Consider the following 23,776-nt stretch of genomic DNA (forward strand, 5'->3'; position numbering starts at 1 on the left):
TAGGTATATGGATTGAGGTAACTTTGATAAAAAGATATAATATGAATTATAAAATATTTAAATCCGAAAATAGAGGTGGAGCAAACCATGGGTGGCTAAACACAAAACATTCTTATTCATTTGCTAATTATTATGATCCACAGCGAATACATTTTGGTGCTCTTCGCGTGTTTAACGATGATGTTATTACAGGAGGAATGGGATTTGGAAGACATCCACATGATAATATGGAAATTATAACTATTCCAACTAAAGGTGGATTAAAACACGGCGACTCTATGGGAACTGGATCAGTTATAGAAGTTAGTGACATTCAGGTAATGAGTGCAGGAACGGGAGTTTCTCACAGTGAAATGAATGCGTATGAAGATTTAACTACATCTTTTTTTCAAATTTGGATTATTCCTAATCAATTAAATGTAGAACCACGTTATCAACAAATTTCTATGGTTGATTTTGCGGTAGAGAATGAGCTGTACCAGATATTATCACCTAGCAAAGATGATCAAGGTGTATGGATTCACCAAAATGCGTGGATGATGAAAGGAAATTTTACTGAGGAAAAAGAAGTGAATTATACTATTCATCAACCAGAAAACGGGATTTTTATGATGGTTGTAGAAGGAGAAATTATATTTGAAGGAAAAACATTAGAGCGTAGAGATACAATTGAAATTTCTAATGCCGAATTTATTCAATTTAAAAGTTTACCAAATACTGAAGTTTTATTGATAGAAGTGCCAATGAATTTATAACTTTGAATACTCAACCTATTTAATTCATGGAAACGCCTAAGCAAAAGATTCTTAAAGATATAAGTCAACATCCCGTTACAAATAAAAGATTTGAGTCTACTGCTTTTATTTTCCAAAACTTACCATTATGGTTTGCTTCATGTATTATAGGTTTGGTAGCAGTTTTATATGCTGAAATATTACATTTTGGAGAATCTACTTTTTTAAATATTTATAAAGCCAACAAAGCTTGGGTTTTTGTACTTGCTCCTGTTTTTTTCTTTCTATCATATATATCAGTTCAAAAATTTGCTAAATATTCTAATGCTAGCGGAATTCCCCAAGTTATAGCTGCTCTTAACTTACCTAAAAAAAAATCGAAAAGGCTAATTAATCAATTACTTAGTATTCGTATTATTTTAGTTAAGATATTAAGTAGTTTTTTCATGTCGTTAGGAGGAGGTGTGGTTGGACGAGAAGGACCAACTATACAAATTGCAGCATCTATATTACATGTAGTAAATAGAATGATTCCTGATTCTTGGCCAAAGATTTCACACAAATTAATGATAATAACTGGTGGAGCAGCAGGTTTAGCAGCAGCTTTTAATACGCCACTTGGAGGAATTGTTTTCGCGATTGAAGAATTATCTAAAAATCATATCAAATTTCTGAGAACTACTGTGTTTTCTGCTGTAATTATTGCAGGATTTACTGCACAAACTATTTTAGGACCATATTTAGTTTTTGGCTTTCCGAAAGTTGAACCAGATGGATGGAGGTTTTTTCTTGTATTGCTACTAGTTACATTTCTTTGCGGAGTAGTTGGAGCATATTTTGGTAAAGTTGCATTTATAGTGAATACATTTAAAAGGAAATTAACCAAAAGGAACCAATTTATATTTGGCTTTATTGCTGTTATGGCATTTGCAACCGTAGTTTTTTATACGAATAAAGATAGTGTAGGAGCAGGTAATTTATTATTAGATAGATTGCTTTTTGAATCGGATAAAAAAGTTGAATGGTATACAATTCCAGCACGTTTATTTAACGGAATTGTATCTTTTACGAATGGTGGAGCAGGAGGTATATTTGCCCCTGCATTAAGTTTTGGAGGTGCTATAGGAGCTTTTATGGGAGATCTTTTTACATTCAACCCAAAGCAAATAAATATGTTAGTTCTTATCGGAATGGTTGCTTTTCTTACTGCATTTACACGATCTCCTTTTACTTGTGCTATTTTAGTTCTTGAAATGACAGATAGACATTCTGTAATATTTTATATGTTAGTGGCTGCTTGGGGAGCAAATTTGATTGCAAATATGATAGATAAAAAATCATTTTATGAAAAGACAGCCGAAGTCATTACAAATGATTTGTTAAACACATTAGAACCTACAGAACATAAATCTTCTCATTCAGTAAAATAGATGATTTAATTTATTGACAATTAGTGAAATGATGTACTTTTGTCTTTTAATTATTGTTTTTAAATATTAAATTAATAAACAAAATTTAATTAGGTTAAAAACAAACCTAATATCATAAATTTGCGCAAAATTTTTCAACATGAAAAGAGTCTTACTTATAGCATCATTATTATTTGTTTTTAGTTGTAAAGGTGATAATCTTGAAATAGATGGTCGTGATCAAATTGTTTTTAATCAAACTGTTGATGACATAGCTAAAGATTTGCCATTATTACAACAAACGAAGTTTAAAGAAGCTTTAGACATTGTTTACCATTATCGTACTAATGCTACAAATAATGATGAACAACGATGGAGTGCAGTTCGTAATCTTCTCGATGGGAAAAACTCTGATGAAGTTTTTGAACTAGCTGAAAAGATAGCTTCAGAAAATGGTTTTACTTGGAATAGAAATCAGGTTCCTTTAGCTAATGGGATACCATTGCCAGGCTCTATAATTTCTGAAGAAGAAGTTCCTCAGGAAGAAGTTGAAATAAATAAAATTTCCCGATTCGATTTTAGAGTAAGTAACGAAACAGAAGGTATTAGATTAGATCCTTTCTTTTTTGATAAAGATGGAAAAGAATTACAATTAGATAAAGTGAGTAATGCTACTGTGGAAGTTTTTAGTGGTGGTCAAGTAATATATACACAACGTGCAACTATCGATCCTAATTCTATGGATGCATTGTATCGTAATAATGGAATTTTAGTTAAGTATGTCAATCTTGATCCTTCTAAGATACAAGCAAATCATGTAGATGTATTGGTTCGTATTCCTCATCCTGAACGTTACTTAACACAACGTAAATCTGTTCAGTTACCTGATAATTTGGTTGCTGGAAAAGTTGAAAATAAAGTAGATTCTATTTCTAAAGTTATCAATAAAGATATTTCAATGATTACGACCTTAAGTAATCGTTTTATGCAAAACATCGCTAAGAAAAATTATTCTGCAGCATTTGCTTTAACTCGCAATAATGACTGGGCAACTTTCCAAAAATTTTCTTCAGATCATTCAATTGCACTTCTGGAAAATTCTAAAATAAAAGATACAAAAGTTTTGGATGGAGATGAGAAAGTAACTGTAGTAGAAACAAATGTAAGTTTAGAAGATAATACAACTAAAAGATATATATTAACTTTAGAAAATCTTAACAATAAGTGGTTTATCGTTAATTTAAAATAAGAGTATAATTAAGAATATATAAAAAAACCTTCAAGTATTTGAAGGTTTTTTTTATGTATATAATGTAAATTTTATTAGTTACCAGCAGCTTCTTTTTCTGCATCTGCTTTCATCTTAGCATTCGCAGTAATAGCAATTTCTACACGACGATTAGCTGCACGTCCTTCTGCAGTAGAATTGTCAGCAATAGGTTCTTCTAATCCTTTACCTGCTGAATTTAAACGAGATGATGAAATCCCATTTGCAACTAAATAATCTTTTACAGATTTTGCACGTTGCTCAGACAATGGTTTATTGTAACCTTGAGAACCAACATTATCAGTATGTCCTACAATTAATAAATCAGTATCTGGATATTCATTGAATATTTCAATTAATTTATCTAAGTTTTGTTTTGCTGTAGAAGTTAATCCTGATTTATTATATTCAAAAGTTACTTTTGAATTTTCATCTAAGATCAAGTTAATACCTTCTTCTGTACGTACAACTTCAGCACCTGGTAAAACTTGCTCAATTTTTTGTGCTTGTTTATCCATTTTATTACCAATAACTCCACCAGCAGCACCACCTACAGCAGCACCAATTACAGCACCTAAAGCAGTGTTACCTCCTTTACCGATATTGTTACCTAAAATTCCTCCAAGTACTGAACCAGCAACTACACCAATACCAGCACCTTTTTGAGTATTATTTGCATTTTGAACTGCTGAACATGAAGATAAAACGAATGCTCCTCCAAGAACTAAAGCAGTTAATTTTGTATTTAATTTTTTCATAATTTTTTTATTTAATTGATTAACGTTGGAATGTATATACTACTTGAGCTATTTTGCCATTAGCATTTACATCTTGTACTAAAGTCATAGAATTTGCATCAACATAATCTACTCTTAATTTGTATCCCGCTGTATTTTGCTTAGCTTTTATTCCTGTTATATCTTTAAATGTAAAGTAAGTCGTATTCCCTTCCTCTTTAATATCCCAGATTATTTTAGCTGTACCAGATGGACAACCTGCATCAGAATTATTAAAAGTATAAGTACCAGTTTTGTTATTCTGAACTAAGTTCCATGTTGAACCTTCGTAGCATGTAGGGTTAGCCATATCAAATACTGTAGAAATAGACTCTGTAACTTTTACATTTCCATCAATTTTTTGATTGTCTAATCCATTTACATTTACATTAGATAATGTCCAAGCTCCACGAACTTCTTTACCTGTTTCTTGTTGAGATTTAGCAACATTTGTAGCTGCGCATGAAGTTAAAATCAATGCAGACCCTACAACTAATGTTAGAATTCCTTTTTTCATAGTTTTTATTATTTTAATCAAAATTGGCTTAAAAAACGGCTTTTATAGATTTAATTAAAAGCACTTTTTAATTTTTTTAATACTCATATTCATTTTAGTCTAAAATATTGCCTTAAAACTTATTTAAATCAATTTTCAGTTCGGATGGTATAAATTAAAGATGAATATTGTCCAGTTTTTTGCGCCTTGAAGTTTGATTTCATTCCGATATAAAAAGCTTTCAAAAAAGCGAAGGAATTATCCTTATATTTTTCAGAAAGTAAACTAACGTAAAATGCGTCTAACTTCATAGGACTTACGTTTTCAATTTTCATACCAAATTTTTTAATTAATGATTGGATACTTTGAGGATTAAAATGCCATAAATGTCTTGGGACATCATATGCTGCCCAAACATTTCCATAATAGGTTGCATCGTAGGAAAGATGGTTAGGAACTGCAATGATTAATGTACCGTTTGGAGTTAAATGTTTTTTTAATTCTGATAATATCTCATTCAAATTAGGAATGTGTTCTAATACATGCCACATTGTAATAATATCAAACTTTTGGTTTATATCTTTTAATTCACAATTCACAACATTGTCTTTACCAATTTTTGATTGAGAAATTTCAAATGCCTTTTCATTTGGTTCCATTCCTAATACATCATATCCATTTTTTTGCATATGTTGTAGAAAATCTCCAGCACCACAACCATAATCTAAAATCTTTTTACCGTTTGTTGTTGAGCGAATTAAATTTAGCTTTTGATTTAGATTATAGACTTTAGCTATTTGATAAATTTTCTCAAAAAGTGTTTTTTTACCATCTGTATGCGAAATGTAATTTTCACTTTCATAATATCGTGATAAATCATTTAGAGGTTGGGGAAAGGTATAATGTACACCTGTATTACTATCCTTATAAATTGAAAAATCTTCTTTCGTAAGAAAATGATCTTTTAGATCTAATACTTTTATACCAGAAAATCCTTCAATTGAAGGATTCTGGTGTGTTGTTTCACGTGGAACGTTATTCATTTTATCTTCCCATATGTATTAATAAAACACTAATATCAGCTGGAGAAACTCCACTAATACGTGATGCTTGTGCCACAGTAGCCGGTCTTATCTTATCTAGTTTTTGTCTTGCTTCGATAGACATTGAACCCATAATACTATAATCAATATTTGTAGGAATTTTAAGATTTTCTAAACGCGTTAGTTTATCCGCATTTTGTTGCTCTTTCTTAATATATCCTTTATACTTAATCTGAATTTCAGTCTGCTCTAATTCCTCTTCATTAATGTTATTCTCTTCAATAAAATTAGCAACACGATTTAATTTAGTAAAATCGGCTAATTTTAATTCTGGGCGAGTAATTACATTAATCATTTTATTAGGCTGAGCCAATGGAGACCCATCACGTTCTTCAATCATTTCATTAATCTCAGCTGGTTTTACAGAATGCTCTTCAAAATAGTTAACCAATTTTTCAGCATTTTTAAACTTTTCATCCATACGTCTTAAACGCTCTTCAGAAGCTAAACCAATGTCATAACCTTTACGTGTTAATCTTTCATCAGCATTATCCTGACGTAATAAGATACGATATTCAGCACGAGATGTGAACATACGATAGGGCTCTTCTGTTCCTTTAGTAATTAAATCATCAATAAGAACACCTATATAAGCTTCATTACGATTTAAGATAAATGGATCTTTTTCTTGAATTTTTAAAGCTGCATTAATTCCAGCCATTAATCCCTGTGAAGCTGCTTCTTCATATCCTGTCGTTCCATTTATTTGTCCTGCACAATATAAGTTATCAATTAGTTTAGTTTCTAATGTATGTTTTAATTGTGTTGGTGGAAAATAATCATATTCGATAGCATAACCTGGTCTAAAGATTTTAGCTTTCTCAAAACCTGGAATTGTTCTTAATGCTTTAGCTTGCACATCATCGGGTAGGGAAGTAGAGAACCCATTTATATAATATTCTACAGTATCCCAACCTTCAGGTTCAGCAAATATTTGGTGACGGTCTTTATCCGCAAATCGATTTATTTTATCTTCTATAGATGGACAATATCTCGGTCCTGTAGATTTAATTGTACCATTAAACATTGGTGAACGATCAAAACCTTCACGTAACATATCATGTACGTCTTGGTTGGTATATGTAATCCAACATGAGCGTTGCTTTGTCAGTTTAGGTGTGTTTGAATACGAAAACTTAGAAGGGTTTTCATCACCAGCTTGTTCCATCATTTTTGAAAAATCCAACGAACGACCATCTACACGAGGTGGTGTTCCTGTTTTCATACGACCTGCTTGAAAACCTAAATCTACTAATTGTTCAGTAATTCCAAATGCTGCACCTTCTCCCATACGACCACCTCCAAATTGCTTTTCTCCAATATGAATTAAGCCATTTAAAAATGTCCCGTTAGTTAAAACTACTGCTTTAGAACGAATCTCCATTCCCATAGCTGTACGAACTCCACAGACTTTACCACCTTCTACGATTAATGATTTTACCATATCTTGGAAAAAATCTACATTTTCAGTACGTTCTAGTGAAAGACGCCATTCTTCAGCAAATCGCATACGATCTGATTGTGCTCTTGGCGACCACATAGCAGGACCTTTAGATAGATTCAACATTTTAAATTGAATCATTGTCTTATCTGTGATGATTCCTGAATAACCACCTAATGCATCAATTTCGCGTACAATTTGTCCTTTTGCAATTCCACCCATTGCAGGGTTACAAGACATTTGACCTATACTTTGTAGGTTCATAGTAACCAATAATGTTTTGGCTCCTAAATTAGCAGCGGCAGCAGTTGCTTCGGCTCCAGCATGTCCACCACCAACTACAATTACGTCATATTCTGATTGAAATATCATGGATATAATCTTGTTTATATTTTTATAAAAACAAACAATGTTCCACGTGGAACATTATTTAATTTGAAATCTATTTAAGTAAAAATCTTCTTTTTCTGTCATGATTCTTTTCTCATCTTCACCTTTATCAGGATAACCAGCAAAATGAAGGATTCCATGAATCATCACACGAGCTAATTCGTTTTCAAATGAAACATTATTTTGCTCAGCATTATCTGCAATTCTTTCTATACTAATAAAAATATCACCTGTAAGGACATCATCTTCTGAATTATCAAAACCAATTACATCAGTATAATAATCATGGTCTAAATATTGACGATTAATTTCTAATAAGTACTCATCATCGCAGAATATGTAATTTAATTCCTCGATTGACTTACCTTCATTACTCATACTTTCAGTAATCCAGTCAATCCATTCTTGACTGTTTTGTAATTCAAATTCTGTTTCGTAAAATAATTCTATCATTGTTTTAAAACCAATAGCCTAAGCTTAAATTAAACAAACCTTTGTTTGTGTGAGGAGAAAATGACCAAATAAAATTAAGAGGTCCTAAAGGACTATCATAACCATAATTTGCTCCAAACCCTAAATATTTATAATCTAAAAGTTGAATATGCTCTAATCTATCTTCTACATTAGCTAAATTAGCAAATACACCGGCATAATGATTTTTAAGTATTTTAAATTGAAGCTCAGATCCAATAATTAATTTATTATCTCCAATTACTGAGGCAAAAGGTAATCCATAAAACTTCGTATAATTTAAAAATCGTTGTCGAACATATCCTCCAACTATAAACTTTTGAGGGTCTGTATTATTCCCGTTAAAAAAGGTTCCAAAGTTAGCAGTAAATCTGTAACTTACGAAATTATTAATGTGAAAATTAGCTTCTAAATCTGCTTGTAATTCATAAATTTTATCAAAGTTTTTAACATTTGAATCAAAAATATATTTTAGAGAAGAATAAAATTTAAATCCACGCGATGCAAAATTAGGATTATTACGATTATCAGCGCCTATATATGTATAGGCTTTCCAGTAATTACCACGGTTATCAGCAGAGTAAGGAAAATTGGAAACATTAGAAATATTCTTTGTAAAAAGCTCTATGTATTGATGCTCTAAACCAAATCCTAAAGCATATTTTTCTTTGATAGTTGATTGGATATAAAATTGATTTATAAAATCATTAAAAGTATAATTTAATTCACCTAAGTCTGGATGTTCTTCCGTACTTAGATCTCGTAGATCTACTTCCTTTTTAAAACGATACATTCTAGATCTTATACCTACGCTAGGATAATATCCGTTGTCTACAAAATAATTCATGTTGTAACGAATATGATCGCCTACTACAAAATCCGTAGACAGTGTTGAATTTTTGAAAATTAAATTTTTGGCCGTAAAGTTTAGTAACAAACTAGTTTTGAAAAAATCATCATAATGAAGTCCAAAACGTAGTTTCTGTTTTACTGGATTTTCTGTAATAACGAGATCAAGATTATAATCTTTGACGTCATTATCCATTAATTTGTATTCAATCTTACTAAAATTTCCTGAAGAATAAAGTCGATTAATTCCTTGTTGAATTTCTTCAAAACTTGCTAATTGTGGTGATTTAATTTTTAGTTTTCCCTCAATATAATTTTTATTAAAAGTAGAATTACCGTTAATATTCACATTTTTTACTAAAATATACTCTTTCAGATCTAAAGATTTCCTTTCATTATTTAGATTTCCTTGTAATTTAGCAATGTTCTGAAGTGCTTCAAATTGTAAAGTGGCGGCTTCGGTACCAGTTTTTAATATAGGATCAATATCTCCAAAACTAGTTACATTATATCCATCCATTTTTGGTACAATCATAAGATCAACTAATTTTCGTTGCTCTTCAGATTTTTTTTCCATGTTAAACTTTACGATTTGCATCATAACATCAGTTGCAGAAGTTAACTCATCAGCAGTTTTTAGAGGGTCTTGTAAATCGACTCCAATGATGATATCTGCTCCCATATCTTTTACTTCTTTTACTGGAAAGTTGTTGAGAACTCCACCATCAATATAGAGATCATCCCCAATTTTAACAGGTTTTATCATAGAAGGATAAGCGCCACTAGCAAGCACTATTTGTGGCAAATATCCTGATTTGAATATCTTTTCTTCTCCCGTTACTATATTAGTTGCAATACAAACAAATGGAATTGGAAGATCTTTAAAATCAGTAATGTCATGTACATGTCTAAATAGGTATGTTAGCATATCTAGTGGTCCTTGCCCGTTAGATATAGCCTGAGGTATAGTAAGCTTAAAATTATTAAATGGAAGTTCTAATATATATTTTTCACTATTATATTTTTCGAAATATGGAATTTCTTTTCGATTTTTTTCATTGATAATAAGAGACGTTAAGTCGAGTTGTTTAATAATTTTTTCTAATTCATCTGGAGAGTAACCCGCAGCGTAAAGCCCACCTACAATAGCTCCCATACTTGTACCACCTATATAGTCAATCTTAATGCCTGCCTCTTCTATTTTTTTTAAAGCACCTATATGAGCGTAGCCTTTTGCACCACCACCACTTAATACAACACCAACTTTTGGTCTATAAGTAGGAGTAATACTGTCTTGGGCAAAATTTATTGCAGGAAGTAAGAAAACTGCTAATATGAATCGTCTTATGCTCATTAATGTACTGATTATTATCTTATAAAGATACTTTAAATAAAGATTAAAAAATAAAGGTTGTGAATTTCACAACCTTTATTTTTTAATCTTTATAGTAAACTCTATTTACCCGCATGTCTATGGAAGTTAAGACTTCATACGGTATAGTATCCAGATCTTTTGTAATATCTGCTAATGTAGGATAAGATCCGAAAATGATTACTTCATCACCTTCGTTACAATCTATATCAGTAACATCGATCATCATCATATCCATACAAATTGTACCTGTGATAGGAGCTAATTTTCCATGTATACCAACTTTACCTTTTCCATAGCCTAAAGATCTTCTTATACCATCTGCATATCCTACAGGAAGTGTAGCTATTCTTGACTCTCTTTCAGCTTTAAAACGTCTTCCGTAGCTTACCGTTTCTCCAATTTTTAGAGTAGATATTTGTGAAATAACGGTTTTAAATTGAACTACAGGTTGCAATTTTTTATTCATAAAATCCGTGTATTCAGAATATCCATACATTCCAATTCCTAAGCGAACCATATCGTATTGATGATCATTAAAAGCTACGATACCAGGAGAATTAAGGCAATGTTTAATAGGTTTAATATTTAATCCATCAGACAAAATATTATATCCATTATTAAAACGCTTTAGTTGGTAGTTAACATATTCTTTTTCATCTTCCATATCTGCTGTTGCTAAATGTGTGAAAATGGATTGTACAAAAACTTGAGGAGTTTGTTTTAATGTATCAATTAAATGTTCATATTCTTCTTCGTGAAAACCAAGTCTATTCATTCCTGTTTCCAATTTTATATGAATCGGATAAGGTCTTGAGATTTGTTTTTCTTTAAGTTTTTTTACAAATAAATCTAATACACGAAAGCTATAAATTTCTGGCTCTAATTGATAATCTATTACAGTAGAATAACTACTTTGTTCAGGATTCATTACAATGATCGGTAACGAAATTCCAGCTTTTCTTAATTCTTTTCCCTCATCAGCAATAGCTACTCCAAGATAATCTACACCATTATTTTCAAGAACATTAGCTACTTCAAAACTTCCAACTCCATAACTATTCGCTTTTACCATGCACATCATTTTTGTACTTGGTTTTAATAAAGAGCGATAAGTGTTGATATTTTGAATTAAGTGTTGAAGATTTATTTCTAAAACCGTATCATGTGTTCTAGTTTCTAATTCTTCTGATATTTTTTCTAATTGAAATGGACGAGCTCCTTTTAAAAGAATTGCTTCGTTATATACATTTTGACTTTTGAAATGAGTCAAAAATTCTTCTGTTGATGTATAAGATCTGACATAAGATTGAAACAAATTTTTATGTTTAGAAATTTTATTTCCAATTAAAACAATTTCTGTAAATTGATAAGGATTTACTAGATCTGCCGTTTGTTGATACAATTCATTATCCGGTAAATTACTTTGTAAAATATCAGTTAATACCAGCGTTTTTCTTTCTTTAGCTTGTTGATTAAGTACATTTAGACCAATTTTTAAAGAATTTAAATCCGAATTAAAAGAGTCATTTATAAGAACGGAATTATTTATAGCTTCTTTAATTTCAAGTCGCATTTCAATAGGCAGTAACTTCGCAAATCCGTTAACGTACTCTTTGTAATCAACGTTTAATGCGATTAAAGTCGTTAAACAGATTAGGCTATTTTTTATAGAAGCATCATCTGTGAAAGGAATAGAATAAGTGTATATCTCGTTATTATGTAAAATAGAAATTTCAGTATTTATTTCTTGAGAGATAATTTGTTGGATTTGTACAACAGCTTCTTTACTATATCCATAAGTAATCCGATCTATTTTAGATAAATGTTTATCAGATAATATAGTTTGATGAAGTTGAATGTTCTCTATATTATATACCAATTTATTTACATTGGTAAATAGTTTAAGTTTTTCTTGAATTAGTTGTTGTTCATTTTGAAAGTTTTCTAAATGAGCATTCCCGATTTTAGTTAATACACCAATGGTAGGACGAATTATCTCTTCTAATTTTTCCATCTCATTTGGCATAGAAATACCAGCCTCAAAAATCCCTAAAGTAGTAACATCGGTAAGTTGAAGTACAGAAAGAGCGGTACCTAATTGTGAGTTGTAACTTTTTGGACTACGAGATATATTGAAATTTTTCCATAACAATTGGTTCAACCATTCTTTTACGATAGTTTTCCCATTAGAACCTGTGACTCCGATAATTGGAATAGAAAATTTTTGGCGGTGGTATTGTGCCCACTTTTGTAGTGCAGTTAATGGATTTTGAACAATTATTTGATTAATGTTATCATAATGTTGTATAGGTTGAGAAACCACGAAGTTTCTGATACCTTTATGATATGCATCTGCAATATAAAGATGTCCATCTTTCTGATTTCCGGCAAGGGCAAAGAAAATACCATTTACAGGATGAACAATTAAACGTGAATCGAAAAAAATTTGTTCGATAAGCGTTTCACCATCTCCGATCAATTGACCAGAGACGATTTCAACTATAGATTGTAAATTATAATTTTTCAATTTTAACTTTATTATTTACTTCTAAATAAGCTTTACGGCTTAAAGGTTCATATTCAGAAGTTTCTCCTAATTCGACTAGTTTTTCGCTATCGATAATTCGATGAGAATAATGAGCCAGTCCTCCAGTACGTACGCAAATAGCGTGCACTTTTGTAACATATTCTGCAATTGCCATTAGATTTGGCATTGGACCAAAAGGTCTTCCCTTAAAATCCATGTCTAAACCAGCTACAATTACACGTTTACCTTGGTTGGCAAGTTGATTAGCAACTTCTACGATACCTTCATCAAAAAATTGTGCTTCATCAATACCTACTACGTCACAATCATCAGCCAATAATAAGATACTAGATGAATATTCTACAGGTGTGCTTGTAATTGAATTTTGGTTATGTGATACTACCTCACGTTCTGCATAGCGTGTATCTACAGTAGGTTTAAAAATCTCCACTCTTTGTTTGGCAAATTCGGCACGTTTTAAACGTCGAATTAATTCTTCTGTTTTACCAGAAAACATAGAGCCGCAGATAACTTCAATCCAACCTGTTTTTGTTTGATCATGAAAGGTGTTTTCGATAAACATAATAAATGATGCGTTAGTGTTTACTAAAAATAATGAGCAAATTTACGGAATAAATTATAAGATATTTTTTGAGCTTAAATAAATCTTAGGATTTATACAAATCTAGTAATTTTAGAAAATTTTTAGATTTATTGAAATCAGCATCACAAAATAAATACGAATTCTCACTAAATTCTTCTCTTAAAGTAAGATTTTCGAGTTTTTTAAAACTTTCAATAGCTTCCGTGATTGAATTAAAAGTGTATCCATTGAAGTTATTTTTTACAGTGTCTCTATTTCCTATTACATTACTAACAACTAAAGGCTTTCTTATAGCCATTGCTTCTAGAATAGATATAGGTAAACCTTCCCATAATGAAACTTGCGTATATATATCTAGCTGATTAATTTTTTTCAGTAACTCTTCACGAGAGCTTATCCATCCAGTAACTTCAATATTTGGAGCTGTAATTTCATTAATCAAATCACCATTACCAATCCAAATAAACTTATAATGAGGTAGATTTAAAGCTAGATCATTAAAAAAAGATGGGTTTTTTTGTGGGCATAGACGACCTACAGTTCCAATGGTTAAAGTTTCATTGTGTGGTTTTTTGTATAAATTATTTGGTAATTCTAAATCTACTCCGTTTCTAATTAATACCGCTTTCCCATATTTTTTACTTAGTTCATATTCTGTATCTCCAGAGGCTACAGTAATACCACCAACAAGTAATGGCATCGTTTTTTCAATAATTTTAAATATTATTTTTTTAGGGGAAGATATATTTTGTTGGACAAATGAATATCCATGAGGGGAATAAAAAATTTTATTTTTTTGAACTATATTATAAGCAGATATTCTTCCTAAAACAGTCGCTTTAGCAGAATGAAGATGTATAACATCAGGTTGTATCTTTTTTAAAATTAATCTTGTTTGCTTTAGTACTTTATAATCAATAGAGATATTTATATTTCTGATCATATCAATCTCATAAAGTTTTATTTTGGGATTAATTTCTTTTATAAATAAATCTTTATTAAACTCTTCTCTATTCGGACTGTATATAAGGTGTACCTGTAATGATTCAGTTACATCGTTTTCAACTAAAAAGTTACACAAATCTTTCACATAGGTGTATACACCGCCTCCGAAAGCTTCCACAAAATGTACTATTTTCAAAATAATTGTTTACAACAAAGATAAAAGTTTATAGTATTTTTATCCCTTAATTATAAATATTTATCTTAAAATAAAATAAACATAAAATGCAATATAAAAACAAAAAAAATGCAAATCTTAGATTCCTTAATATTTTACTAGATTTTTCCCTATTAAGTTTATTATTTATTTTCTTTTTGTATTTGCATTATCCTAATTGGGAGAGAAGTGTAAATGGTTTAAAAATTTTGCTACTTGTACAATATAAATCTTTTTTAATATTTATATTTTCATGGTTTGTTATTGCAGAATATGTGAAATATTATTTATTAAATGAGAATATAAAACTGGGAAACGTATTTAAAAAAAGTATTGTACAAAGTGCGTTATTTTCAATTATTCTATTTGCAATTTCTGGAATTAAAGACGAAAACTTATATTCAAATTTTGAAACTTTAGGTTTTTCAATCGTAATATTTATATATGTGCTAGTTTCTAGATTATTATTTTATATAATAATACAAATAAGATTAAATAATGGATACTATTTGAAGAATGCAATATTAATAGGTGAAAATAAGATTAGTAATAGCTTTTTAGAGACTCTCCAATCACAAAAGCTTTCAGTTTTTTTAGAAAAAATATATACGAATGAAAGTTTTGTAGAAGAAGAATATTTAAATCATTTAAGAAACCCTAAATTAGATATTATTTACTTAAGTTTAAATTCAGGATTAGATGAAAGGCAAATAGATTTCATCTTATATAATGCACAAAATAAATATAAAAAGGTTGAATTTATTTCTGATACTTTTATGGATTATAATAATAATTTAGAAATAAATTATTATGAAACTTTTCCAGTTCTTAGTTTTTCAAGATACCCTTTAGATTTTATACGATATCAAGTTTTGAAAAGGCTTTTTGATATATGTTTTTCACTTGCAGTATTATTTTTTTTAGTTCCATTTGTTTATCCACTTATTGCACTATTTATTTATATAGATTCAGGTTTTCCTATTTTATATAAACAAAAGAGAAATGGATTATTTGGTAAAGAATTTCTATGTTTAAAATTTAGAACTATGAAACCTAATAAAGATAATGATATTAAAGCTACTGTAAGAGGAGATAGTCGTATTACTGAGATAGGAAGAATTTTACGTAAGACAAGCTTAGATGAATTACCACAGTTTATAAATGTTTTGAAGGGAGAAATGTCAATTGTTGGACCTAGACCTCATATGATTTCGCAAGATGCTCATTATGCTAAAATCATTAATGAATACACCCTTAGACATTATGTAAAGCCTGGTATTACAGGTTTAGCGCAAGTAAAAGGATATAGAGGAGAAATTAACTCAGACCGTGATATGGAATTAAGAATTATGACGGATATTTTTTATGTAAGAAATTGGTCTTTTTACATGGATATTGTAATAATTATTAAAACTGTTTTTAAAATGTTCTTAGGAGATAAAAATGCTATATAATTAAAATATAGCTTGTAGAACAAATTATCCCTTGTCTACAAGCTATATTTTGAATTTCTTAAACAGATTATTGTTTTTTTAATAACTAATTTGATATCAAAGGATAGAAGATTAATTATAGAATCATCCTAGTGTGATCAATGGTCCTCCTTATATAGGAAATATGTATAGACTAATAAGAGTATTAAAAAGGGAAAACTTTATGCTTACAAATGTAGGGAATATTATTCCTACGAATATATATATTGTATTATAGAAAATATGTTATTTACCATGTATCAGAAAGAAAATCCCATTATGGATTAAGAGAATCTTTAATACCTTGGCAAACAATATACCGCTTTGACATTTTAAAAAATATTGAAGCATTTTCAATTTAAAAGCAAAATCCATTACGATTTTTTCATAGTGGATTTTGTTTTATATAGAATAAATATGACTAAATATCAATCAACTATACCACTATTTTTTCAGTTCTTTTAAGGGAAAGAAAATAGTAAAGTATAAAAAGGTAACAGCCTAGTTGTCTATGAAATACATTTTCGACTGAAAAGAACAGTATAAAAGAAACAATAATTGCGAAAGGTGTAAAATATCTTTTAGTCATCCATAAAGAAATTATACAAAAAGCGGTGAAAAGAATTAAAGCTGGAAAACCACCAAAAAGAAAGTAATCAAAATATTGAGAATGGGTATTAAAACGCTCATTTAAATAATAATTTCTCTTCTCTATTTTTTCAATTGATTTTTCATAATTAATGACTAGATAATCTTCTATTAAATTGTAATTCCCGTATCCAATTATTGTGTTGAAATCTTCGTTATTTCTTATAGTATTTATACTTTCCCAAATAACAAATCTAGGCTCATGATCTACTAATAATTCAATGTTATTATGATTTAATCTTTCTTGAATATTAGGATTATAACTTAAAAGAAGCATAAAAGCTATGCAAGATGTAAATCCTAAAGTTACTTTCTTAAATATGTTTAGTTTAAGGTAAAAAAGGATATAAATAAGAGCAATTATTACAAAGCTAATGATTGATAATCTAGCCGTGATAAGAATTAAAAATGTAGCAAAAAAAACGAGAATAGAAGAGTAAATATATTTATACATCTTAAGCTTTGAGTTCATAATTAAATCGAAACTTAAAATAATATTTAATAAAACATAAAAGCCTAAATAGGGACGATGTATTTTTAAAATATCTACCATTTCTCCTTCGTTAGCAAAGGGAATAAAGTTATTTTGAGAATAGAAGATTACTGTTCTAATTAAACATAGCACAACGAAACAGATGCAACTTATAATGGAAGCTTTTTTGATAGAATCGAATGAAAATTCTTTTTTGTACAACATGAATAGACTTCCTATACCCAAAATTGGTAGAAACTTCCATAATGTTTTATTGGCTAAGTAAGATCCTTGTAACAACCCATTAACTAAGAGATAACCTATTAAAAGAAAGAATACATAAGAAACATATGTTGTCTTTATAGTATGAGATTGTTTTCTATTAATAATATATTCAGTAATTGACGAAACGCAAAATATAGCAAAAAAGATGTTAGATAATGCAGGTGAAAAAGGTAGTATTAGTGTAAAAAATATTAAAGAATAAGTATTAATATATTTCAAATTTATCATTTAAAAAAGATTTTCTTTAAAAAAATAACAAGGCTATTAGGTGTATATAAAAGTATGTAACTTTTTAATAATCCAATAATTGAATCTAATGAAAACGAAAAATTTTCTTTTAAAATTCTAATTTTACTATTTAATTGAGTCTTTCTATTCTGTATGGATATACCTTTCGTATTAATTTCTATAATTACTAATGGTTTCTCTATATTTCTACCTTTATATTTCTTTAGAATATTTACAAAAAAAGCAAAATCCTCAGCAGCTTTATAATTTGTTGGGTATTTTCCAACTACTGGAATAATATCACTTCTAAACATTACACTTGGATGAATGAACGCGCATCTTGATTTCATTACTTTTCTAATTTCTTCGTCTGTTAAAGGGTTATTAACATTGAAAAGAAACTTTTGGTTTTTATCTACAGCTTTTACTGCACTACCAACTAACGCATAATCACTGTTATTTTTAAGAAAATTCTCTTGAATTTCGAATCTGTTTGCTACACATAAATCTCCACAATCTAATCTTGAGATATATTTATATTTATTCTTTACAGCGTAATCTATACCATCATTAAGTACATATTCAATTCCACGGTTGATTTGGCAATATTTAAAAATAATCGATCCCTGGAAATGTTTGTTTTTCAAAACTAGTTCTTCATCAACTTTCTTTTCAGTGCTGCCATCGTCTACAATGATAATATCTAATTTCTCATTCTTACCAATAGAAGAAATAGATGCAGCTAAGCCTGTCGGATTGTTATAATGAGGAATTATTAATAAGTTGTTGTTCATTGTATTTATTTTTTTGTTGATAGTCTAATTTCATTAAAATGGCAAAAAAGATCCAAACCCCATACATTCTAAAAGTATCAGTTTGTAACCAATTTATATATAATCCGATAAGTGAGATTGAAATACTCACTAATAATACACGGGTAATTTCATCGTCTGAGTTTTTATAAATTTTATAAGCTAATCTTATGCTATATAATAAAATAGTAACCCATATTGTAAATCCAATTATTCCCAGTTCTGCTAATAATCTTGTGAAAATATTATAACCAGGAGGAAATGAAAGCTCTTTTTTATTTTTATAAAATTGATCAAATTCCCAGTTATTTACAGTAGCCCATCTAGGATAATGATGTTGGGAATGATAAGCTTGTTGACCGAAACCAACCCCAAATATGGCATTCTCTTTAAAAACTTGTAAAGAGGCATATTGCATTCCGAATCTTGTTTTATTAGAAACACTCGTTTTTAAATTTCCAGCAAAGTCTAAACTTTCAATTTTTTCTAAAACAGAATCTTTTAACTTTTCAGGGTTGGATAAGATTATTAATGATAATGCTAGTACAGAAAAAATTAACGTGTAATGAATTTGTTTACGGTAAAAATTCTGTTTGTACAAAAAGACCATAAATAAGAAAAAAATAAAAAATATAACTAATAAACCTGTTCTAGAACCTGAAAAAAATGTCCACATTAGGAGTACAATACTAGGTGTAAATTTATATATAATATTTTTTTCGGTAAGGATATAACTAAATATGAAACCTGATATAGTAATAAGATATATTGCAAAAAATGGAGGCTCATATGTTATCCCAGAAATTCTTCCGGTAGTGTACAAAATAGGATCCATAAAGGGAAATAATCCATAAATCTCTAAAATATATTTAGCAGGATAAAAACCAAAATAGGAAAATAATAATTCCCAAAAACAATAGAATGTAACGAATACTAGTGAGAGAGTAAATACTTTTCGAATAGTAAAAAATATCCTCCTATTATCCCAGTTTTGAATGGCTCTGAAAAAGAAAGGTAAGAATATAAAAATAGGAATAGTTAACGATATCATTTGTCTAATGAATCTCGAGATACCAGTCGTTCTTTTAAAATAATTTTCAATAATCGAAGGAATATTAACTATAGAACAACATATAGTAATTATATAAAATACTAATATTAATATGTATAGATTATTTTTATAAGGTAAGTTGATTCTTCCTGTTTTTAATACTTCTATCCCCATGAAAAAAAATCCGATAAAAAAGAAAATTGATCCAAATTCACGTACATATTCTCCCATGAAAGGCATGACTTCTACTTGATTAAATCCGAAGAAAAATAATCCTAGTAAAAATAGATAATTTATTGTTTTGTCTAAATTAATTTTCATTCTTAATCAATTCAACGTTTTTATTAGTACCATTTAAGCTTCTGAAAACTTCAGACAATTTTGGTGTATATACCATATGAATAATCCATATAATAGATTTTAATAACGTATAATTTTGCTGTTTAATTATGTATCTTAAAAGTGTATCGTATTTACCTTGTTTTAATAAGGGATTATTATAGGATGCATTAACGGCATCGATTAAAGTTTTATTTTTAATTATATTTATTATATAATTATACTTTAATGAAAATGTAGATTTATCATTAGAACATATAAATGTTAAATAAACAGCTCGATTTATTAAACGTATACTTTTATATTCTCTTTCTTCTTCTACAGTGAGTTGGAGTCCAAATTTATTTTTATAATCAAAATGAAATTTTTCTAACGCTTTAGAAAATAAATCTCTCTCAATAAACCTTCTCGATTCACTCGTTAGGACCTCTCTATAATTATATCCATAGTAATCTATAAACATTATTTTAGAAGCAATATTAAAGGCTTGCAAATTAAACATACAATCTTCTTCAATCTCTCTATTAGCTGGAAATCTAATTTGATGCTCCTCAATCATAGATCGTTTATACAACTTGTTCCACACGGCAAATAAAGATTCTTCCAACATAAGATTCTTAATGAAATTTTTTTTAGAAAACTCAGAATCATAAATTTTATTTGTTTTGAAGATTGGATTTTTGACTAATTTTTTTTCATCACGCTCTTCAATTGTTCGAGAAACTACAATATCAAGATTGTTTATTTTTACTGCATTGTATAGGTTTTCAAGAAAATCTAATTCATAATAATCATCATTATCCATAAAACCAATATAGTCACCACATGCACTTTGAAGCCCAGTATTACGGGCTATACTAATTCCCTGATTCTTTTGGGTTATGATCTTTATTCTTGCATATTTTGCTTGATATTCTTCTAATACATCAAGGACATTATCAGGAGATCCATCATTTACAAAAATGAATTCAGCTTCTTTAAAGGTTTGATTTATTAAAGAATTAATGCAATCGTGAATGTATTCTCCAGGTTTATATACTGGAATGATGATACTAATTTTTATTTTTTCCATAAACTACTTTTTGTGCAAAGTAAAACATATTAAACGCTAATATTCCTTGTCCGATTCCAATAGCAATTGCAGTTCCCTTGATGTCATATAAGTACGTTAGAATAAGACTTAATATTAGACAGATTATTGATGAAAAAAGGAATATTCTAAAAAATAATTTGTCTTTCTTTAGGTTTAAAAGTACTTGTTTGCCATACATATTATCAATAAAAGAGAATAAAGGAATCAATAATAATATTTTAAAGATCTCTACAGCTTCTATCATCTTATTACCAAATAATAAGACAATTAGATATTCAGCTAAATATCCTAATATAATTGATATTATACTTGTTATAATTACGCCTAATAATGTGATTTTATTAATTAATTTCAGGCCATCAATAGGATTTTGGTTGATTTTTTTCGTGAGAAAAGGGTATAATGCGTTAGATAAAGGTATCTGAATATTTCTTAAAGATCTACTTAACTTGTCTGCTGTTGTAAAATATGCAACATTTGTTAAAGTAGAAAATAAACCTAAAATTAAAACATTTGTATTCGTAAAGAGTGTAGCTTGCAATTCTGATAAGAAGAAATATTTTCCTTCATTTAGTTCACTTATTACTTTCTTCGGATTATTTAATTTAAATTGAAATTTATTGATACTAAACAATTGGTATGTTGTTATAAAAGCAATAAATATATAACTAATACTAAAAATCAAAGGAACTATCCAATATTCACTTTCATTAGAAATTATAAGAATGATTGCTATTAGGGCCAGGATTTTTGAAATTAAATTAATTAAAATATAATTTTTCATATTCTGCATACCTTGAAAAAACCAAGAAGGAGAAAAGGCATATCCAATTACTACTCCATAATAAAGTAAATAAATCAAAAAGTATTCTCTAAAACTTGGAATTAACAAAATTACTGCTAAATAAACAACAGTACTTAATCCGATTAAATATAGTTTAGCAGAAATTACTTTATTAACGATAATATTTAATCTCTTATTATGATGTTCATACAAAGAAATTTGTCTTGTAGCAGAGTTATTAAATCCATAATCAATAAGTATTTGAAAATAGATAATAAAAGCCATAACAAAATTTAATAACCCGAATTTTTCAATTCCAATAGTATCAATTAAAAATCTAAAAGTTATTAAAGGCACAAACATTTCTACGGCTTGGTTTATAGCTAGAAATATAAAATTCAGAATTAATTTTTTGTGCTCTTTATATTTTATTAAAATTTGCTGTATCAAAATTTGTTATAAATAAAACAAGGATATAAAAATATCCTTGTTTGTTATGTGTTACTAAAATTGAGTATTTAAAACTTTTTCTAACTCAAGAATAAAATCGTGAGTCGTATTCAGAAAAGGGTCGTAATCGTCGTTAACCTTTTTGAAAGTTAGTTTCCTACTTGATTTATCATAAGAAATAAAGTCATTCGGCTTAAAGTATTTGTCTATTTCATCACCGAACATATAAAACTCTCTAGGACCACTTTTTATTTTAATGAAATTAATCTTAATAGACTCTTGCTTATCATTACTACTAATATCAATTCTTAGGTCATTCGGAATAATTCCTTGAGGAAATTTAACTTCTACAGATTGATGTCCATCAATATCAGCTGCACCAGCGTAGATTACATTTTTATCATCAAACCAGCCAATAGATTTATCTTTCCAAAAAACAACAATTTCATCATTTGTATTGAAATCAGCATTAATTGTTAATTCTAAATCATTTGATAAATTCGCTGTATTATCATTTAAGGTTAATTGTCTTTTTTCTGTTTTTTCAACAGGTTTTTTGTCCTCACCACAACTTTGTAAAATAAAAATACTTACAAAAAGTAAAATAGATAGTTTTTTCATTTAATAATATTATTTTTTTAGAATCATTTTAATAATTAGGAAAATACTTAAGAATAAAAACGGGAAAACGATAACTAATAATTTAGTTTTACTCTCTTCTTGAATATTTAAGAAATGAGAAGTCTTTTTGATGATATTAGTAGAATTAATTTTTTCTAATATTAAAGACTCATTTTCTTTAATCAAATTGTTTTTAGTGTTAATTAAATCGTTTAATTGGTTATTATCATTAAAATAAACCAAATTAGGACTTTTATTATCGGTAACATCGGTATTAAATTTAGCTAAGACTGAATTAATTTGTTCAATTGTCTTACCATTAGAAATAATACGTGCTTCATTATTTTTAATTAAAACTTTTTTAACCTCATTGTAGTGTTTATTTTCATTTAAGAAGTGCATTAACTTATCAATATTACTTTCATTCAATGTTTGCTTTTTAGTTATAATATTGATTTGATGAACTCTATAGTTCTTACTAGTTTTTTCATCATCTGCAACCTTATTTATATCTCCATCTTCAGCAAATAACTTTATAAGGTCATAGTTTTTTTCACTCTCTTGTACAAATTGATAAACACTGTTGACTGGTTCTATACTAATTTTTGAAATTGGAGATGTTAAGCCAATTGAATTTAAGAAAACTGTGTCTTTATCTTTGATCTTTGAGTTTATTAAATCGATTTCATTGTATAGATAGTCTACAGTACCATAATTAGGAGAAACTAATATTCTACTTTCATATTTCTTTAGTACCGGAGAAACGAAATAACCTAAAATCGCACCAATGATTGTTAAAAAAAACATCATTAATAGATTGTCTTTAATAAATCGGAAGAATGAAGTAAATGTTTTATTAATTATTTTGAATAAATCAATTTCTTGATTAGAAGTCATATATTTTGTTTAGTAGTTAAATT

20 protein-coding genes are annotated in these 23,776 nt (G+C 28.6%); 4 read left to right on the top strand and 16 right to left on the bottom strand.

The features are described 5' to 3' along the window. The first annotated feature begins 41 nt into the window (after positions 1-41). The 3 genes from IM532_RS09545 (at position 42) to IM532_RS09555 (ending at position 3,392) form a co-directional block, all read left to right on the top strand. Complete coding sequence (locus IM532_RS09545; protein ID WP_194183234.1) at positions 42-755, top strand: pirin family protein; 714 nt, start codon at positions 42-44, stop codon at positions 753-755. Positions 756-781: 26 nt separating this feature from the next. Next, positions 782-2,164 (top strand): chloride channel protein, encoded by a 1,383-nt coding sequence (locus IM532_RS09550; protein ID WP_194183235.1) that lies wholly within the window; start codon positions 782-784, stop codon positions 2,162-2,164. A 139-nt stretch (positions 2,165-2,303) separates the two neighbouring features. Next, positions 2,304-3,392: a hypothetical protein gene (locus tag IM532_RS09555; protein WP_194183236.1), complete on the top strand. Its 1,089-nt coding sequence runs from the start codon at positions 2,304-2,306 to the stop codon at positions 3,390-3,392. A 74-nt stretch (positions 3,393-3,466) separates the two neighbouring features. Here the strand turns inward: IM532_RS09555 and IM532_RS09560 are convergent, their stop codons facing one another. The 9 genes from IM532_RS09560 to IM532_RS09600 all read right to left on the bottom strand — a co-directional run bounded on the left by IM532_RS09560 (position 3,467) and on the right by IM532_RS09600 (position 14,583). Further along, positions 3,467-4,168: an OmpA family protein gene (locus IM532_RS09560; protein ID WP_194183237.1), complete on the bottom strand. Its 702-nt coding sequence runs from the start codon at positions 4,166-4,168 to the stop codon at positions 3,467-3,469. Positions 4,169-4,187: 19 nt separating this feature from the next. Next, a complete protein-coding gene (locus IM532_RS09565) occupies positions 4,188-4,703 on the bottom strand; it encodes a hypothetical protein (RefSeq protein ID WP_194183238.1) in 516 nt (171 codons plus the stop codon). Between the two features lie 128 nt (positions 4,704-4,831). Then, complete coding sequence (locus IM532_RS09570; protein WP_194183239.1) at positions 4,832-5,725, bottom strand: class I SAM-dependent methyltransferase; 894 nt, start codon at positions 5,723-5,725, stop codon at positions 4,832-4,834. 1 nt (position 5,726) lies between these two features. Then, a complete protein-coding gene (gene mnmG, locus IM532_RS09575) occupies positions 5,727-7,595 on the bottom strand; it encodes a tRNA uridine-5-carboxymethylaminomethyl(34) synthesis enzyme MnmG (protein ID WP_317173010.1) in 1,869 nt (622 codons plus the stop codon). Positions 7,596-7,652: 57 nt separating this feature from the next. Next, the gene (ybeY, locus tag IM532_RS09580) at positions 7,653-8,069 is read right to left on the bottom strand and encodes an rRNA maturation RNase YbeY (protein WP_194183241.1); all 417 of its coding nucleotides are present in this window, start codon (positions 8,067-8,069) and stop codon (positions 7,653-7,655) included. Positions 8,070-8,073: 4 nt separating this feature from the next. Then, on the bottom strand, positions 8,074-10,290 hold the full coding sequence (locus tag IM532_RS09585) for a patatin-like phospholipase family protein (RefSeq protein WP_228063702.1): 2,217 nt from the start codon (positions 10,288-10,290) through the stop codon (positions 8,074-8,076). Between the two features lie 82 nt (positions 10,291-10,372). Further along, complete coding sequence (locus IM532_RS09590) at positions 10,373-12,838, bottom strand: bifunctional UDP-N-acetylmuramoyl-tripeptide:D-alanyl-D-alanine ligase/alanine racemase (protein WP_194183242.1); 2,466 nt, start codon at positions 12,836-12,838, stop codon at positions 10,373-10,375. Continuing rightward, on the bottom strand, positions 12,825-13,421 hold the full coding sequence (locus tag IM532_RS09595; protein WP_194183243.1) for a thymidine kinase: 597 nt from the start codon (positions 13,419-13,421) through the stop codon (positions 12,825-12,827). The genes IM532_RS09590 and IM532_RS09595 overlap by 14 nt, the downstream gene beginning before the upstream one ends. Positions 13,422-13,506: 85 nt before the next feature. Further along, on the bottom strand, positions 13,507-14,583 hold the full coding sequence (locus IM532_RS09600) for a glycosyltransferase (RefSeq protein ID WP_194183244.1): 1,077 nt from the start codon (positions 14,581-14,583) through the stop codon (positions 13,507-13,509). A gap of 86 nt (positions 14,584-14,669) precedes the next feature. Here IM532_RS09600 and IM532_RS09605 point away from each other — a divergent pair, with 86 nt between their 5' ends. Then, on the top strand, positions 14,670-16,055 hold the full coding sequence (locus tag IM532_RS09605; protein WP_194183245.1) for an exopolysaccharide biosynthesis polyprenyl glycosylphosphotransferase: 1,386 nt from the start codon (positions 14,670-14,672) through the stop codon (positions 16,053-16,055). 454 nt (positions 16,056-16,509) lie between these two features. On the opposite strand, the gene IM532_RS09610 is transcribed toward IM532_RS09605, so the two are convergent. From IM532_RS09610 to IM532_RS09640, 7 genes are all read right to left on the bottom strand, one after another. Further along, positions 16,510-17,274 (bottom strand): O-antigen ligase family protein, encoded by a 765-nt coding sequence (locus IM532_RS09610; protein WP_194183246.1) that lies wholly within the window; start codon positions 17,272-17,274, stop codon positions 16,510-16,512. 428 nt (positions 17,275-17,702) lie between these two features. Beyond that, complete coding sequence (locus IM532_RS09615) at positions 17,703-18,500, bottom strand: glycosyltransferase (protein WP_194183247.1); 798 nt, start codon at positions 18,498-18,500, stop codon at positions 17,703-17,705. After that, on the bottom strand, positions 18,466-19,890 hold the full coding sequence (locus IM532_RS09620) for an O-antigen ligase family protein (RefSeq protein WP_194183248.1): 1,425 nt from the start codon (positions 19,888-19,890) through the stop codon (positions 18,466-18,468). Before IM532_RS09620 ends, IM532_RS09615 begins: the two co-directional genes overlap by 35 nt. Continuing rightward, positions 19,880-20,980, bottom strand: coding sequence for a glycosyltransferase family 2 protein (locus IM532_RS09625; protein ID WP_194183249.1), 1,101 nt, complete (start codon positions 20,978-20,980; stop codon positions 19,880-19,882). Before IM532_RS09625 ends, IM532_RS09620 begins: the two co-directional genes overlap by 11 nt. Continuing rightward, positions 20,961-22,235 carry an oligosaccharide flippase family protein gene (locus IM532_RS09630; RefSeq protein ID WP_228063703.1) on the bottom strand — a complete coding sequence of 425 codons (1,275 nt, stop codon included), beginning with the start codon at positions 22,233-22,235 and terminating at the stop codon, positions 20,961-20,963. The genes IM532_RS09625 and IM532_RS09630 overlap by 20 nt, the downstream gene beginning before the upstream one ends. A gap of 54 nt (positions 22,236-22,289) precedes the next feature. After that, entirely contained in the window at positions 22,290-22,856 is a 567-nt protein-coding gene (locus tag IM532_RS09635) for a hypothetical protein (protein WP_194183251.1), read from the bottom strand. 9 nt (positions 22,857-22,865) lie between these two features. Continuing rightward, complete coding sequence (locus IM532_RS09640; protein ID WP_194183252.1) at positions 22,866-23,753, bottom strand: hypothetical protein; 888 nt, start codon at positions 23,751-23,753, stop codon at positions 22,866-22,868. Between the last annotated feature and the right edge of the window lie 23 nt (positions 23,754-23,776).

Origin of the sequence: Faecalibacter rhinopitheci (assembly GCF_015234135.1) — a bacterium.
Taxonomy (GTDB): Bacteria; Bacteroidota; Bacteroidia; order Flavobacteriales; family Weeksellaceae; genus Empedobacter; species Empedobacter rhinopitheci.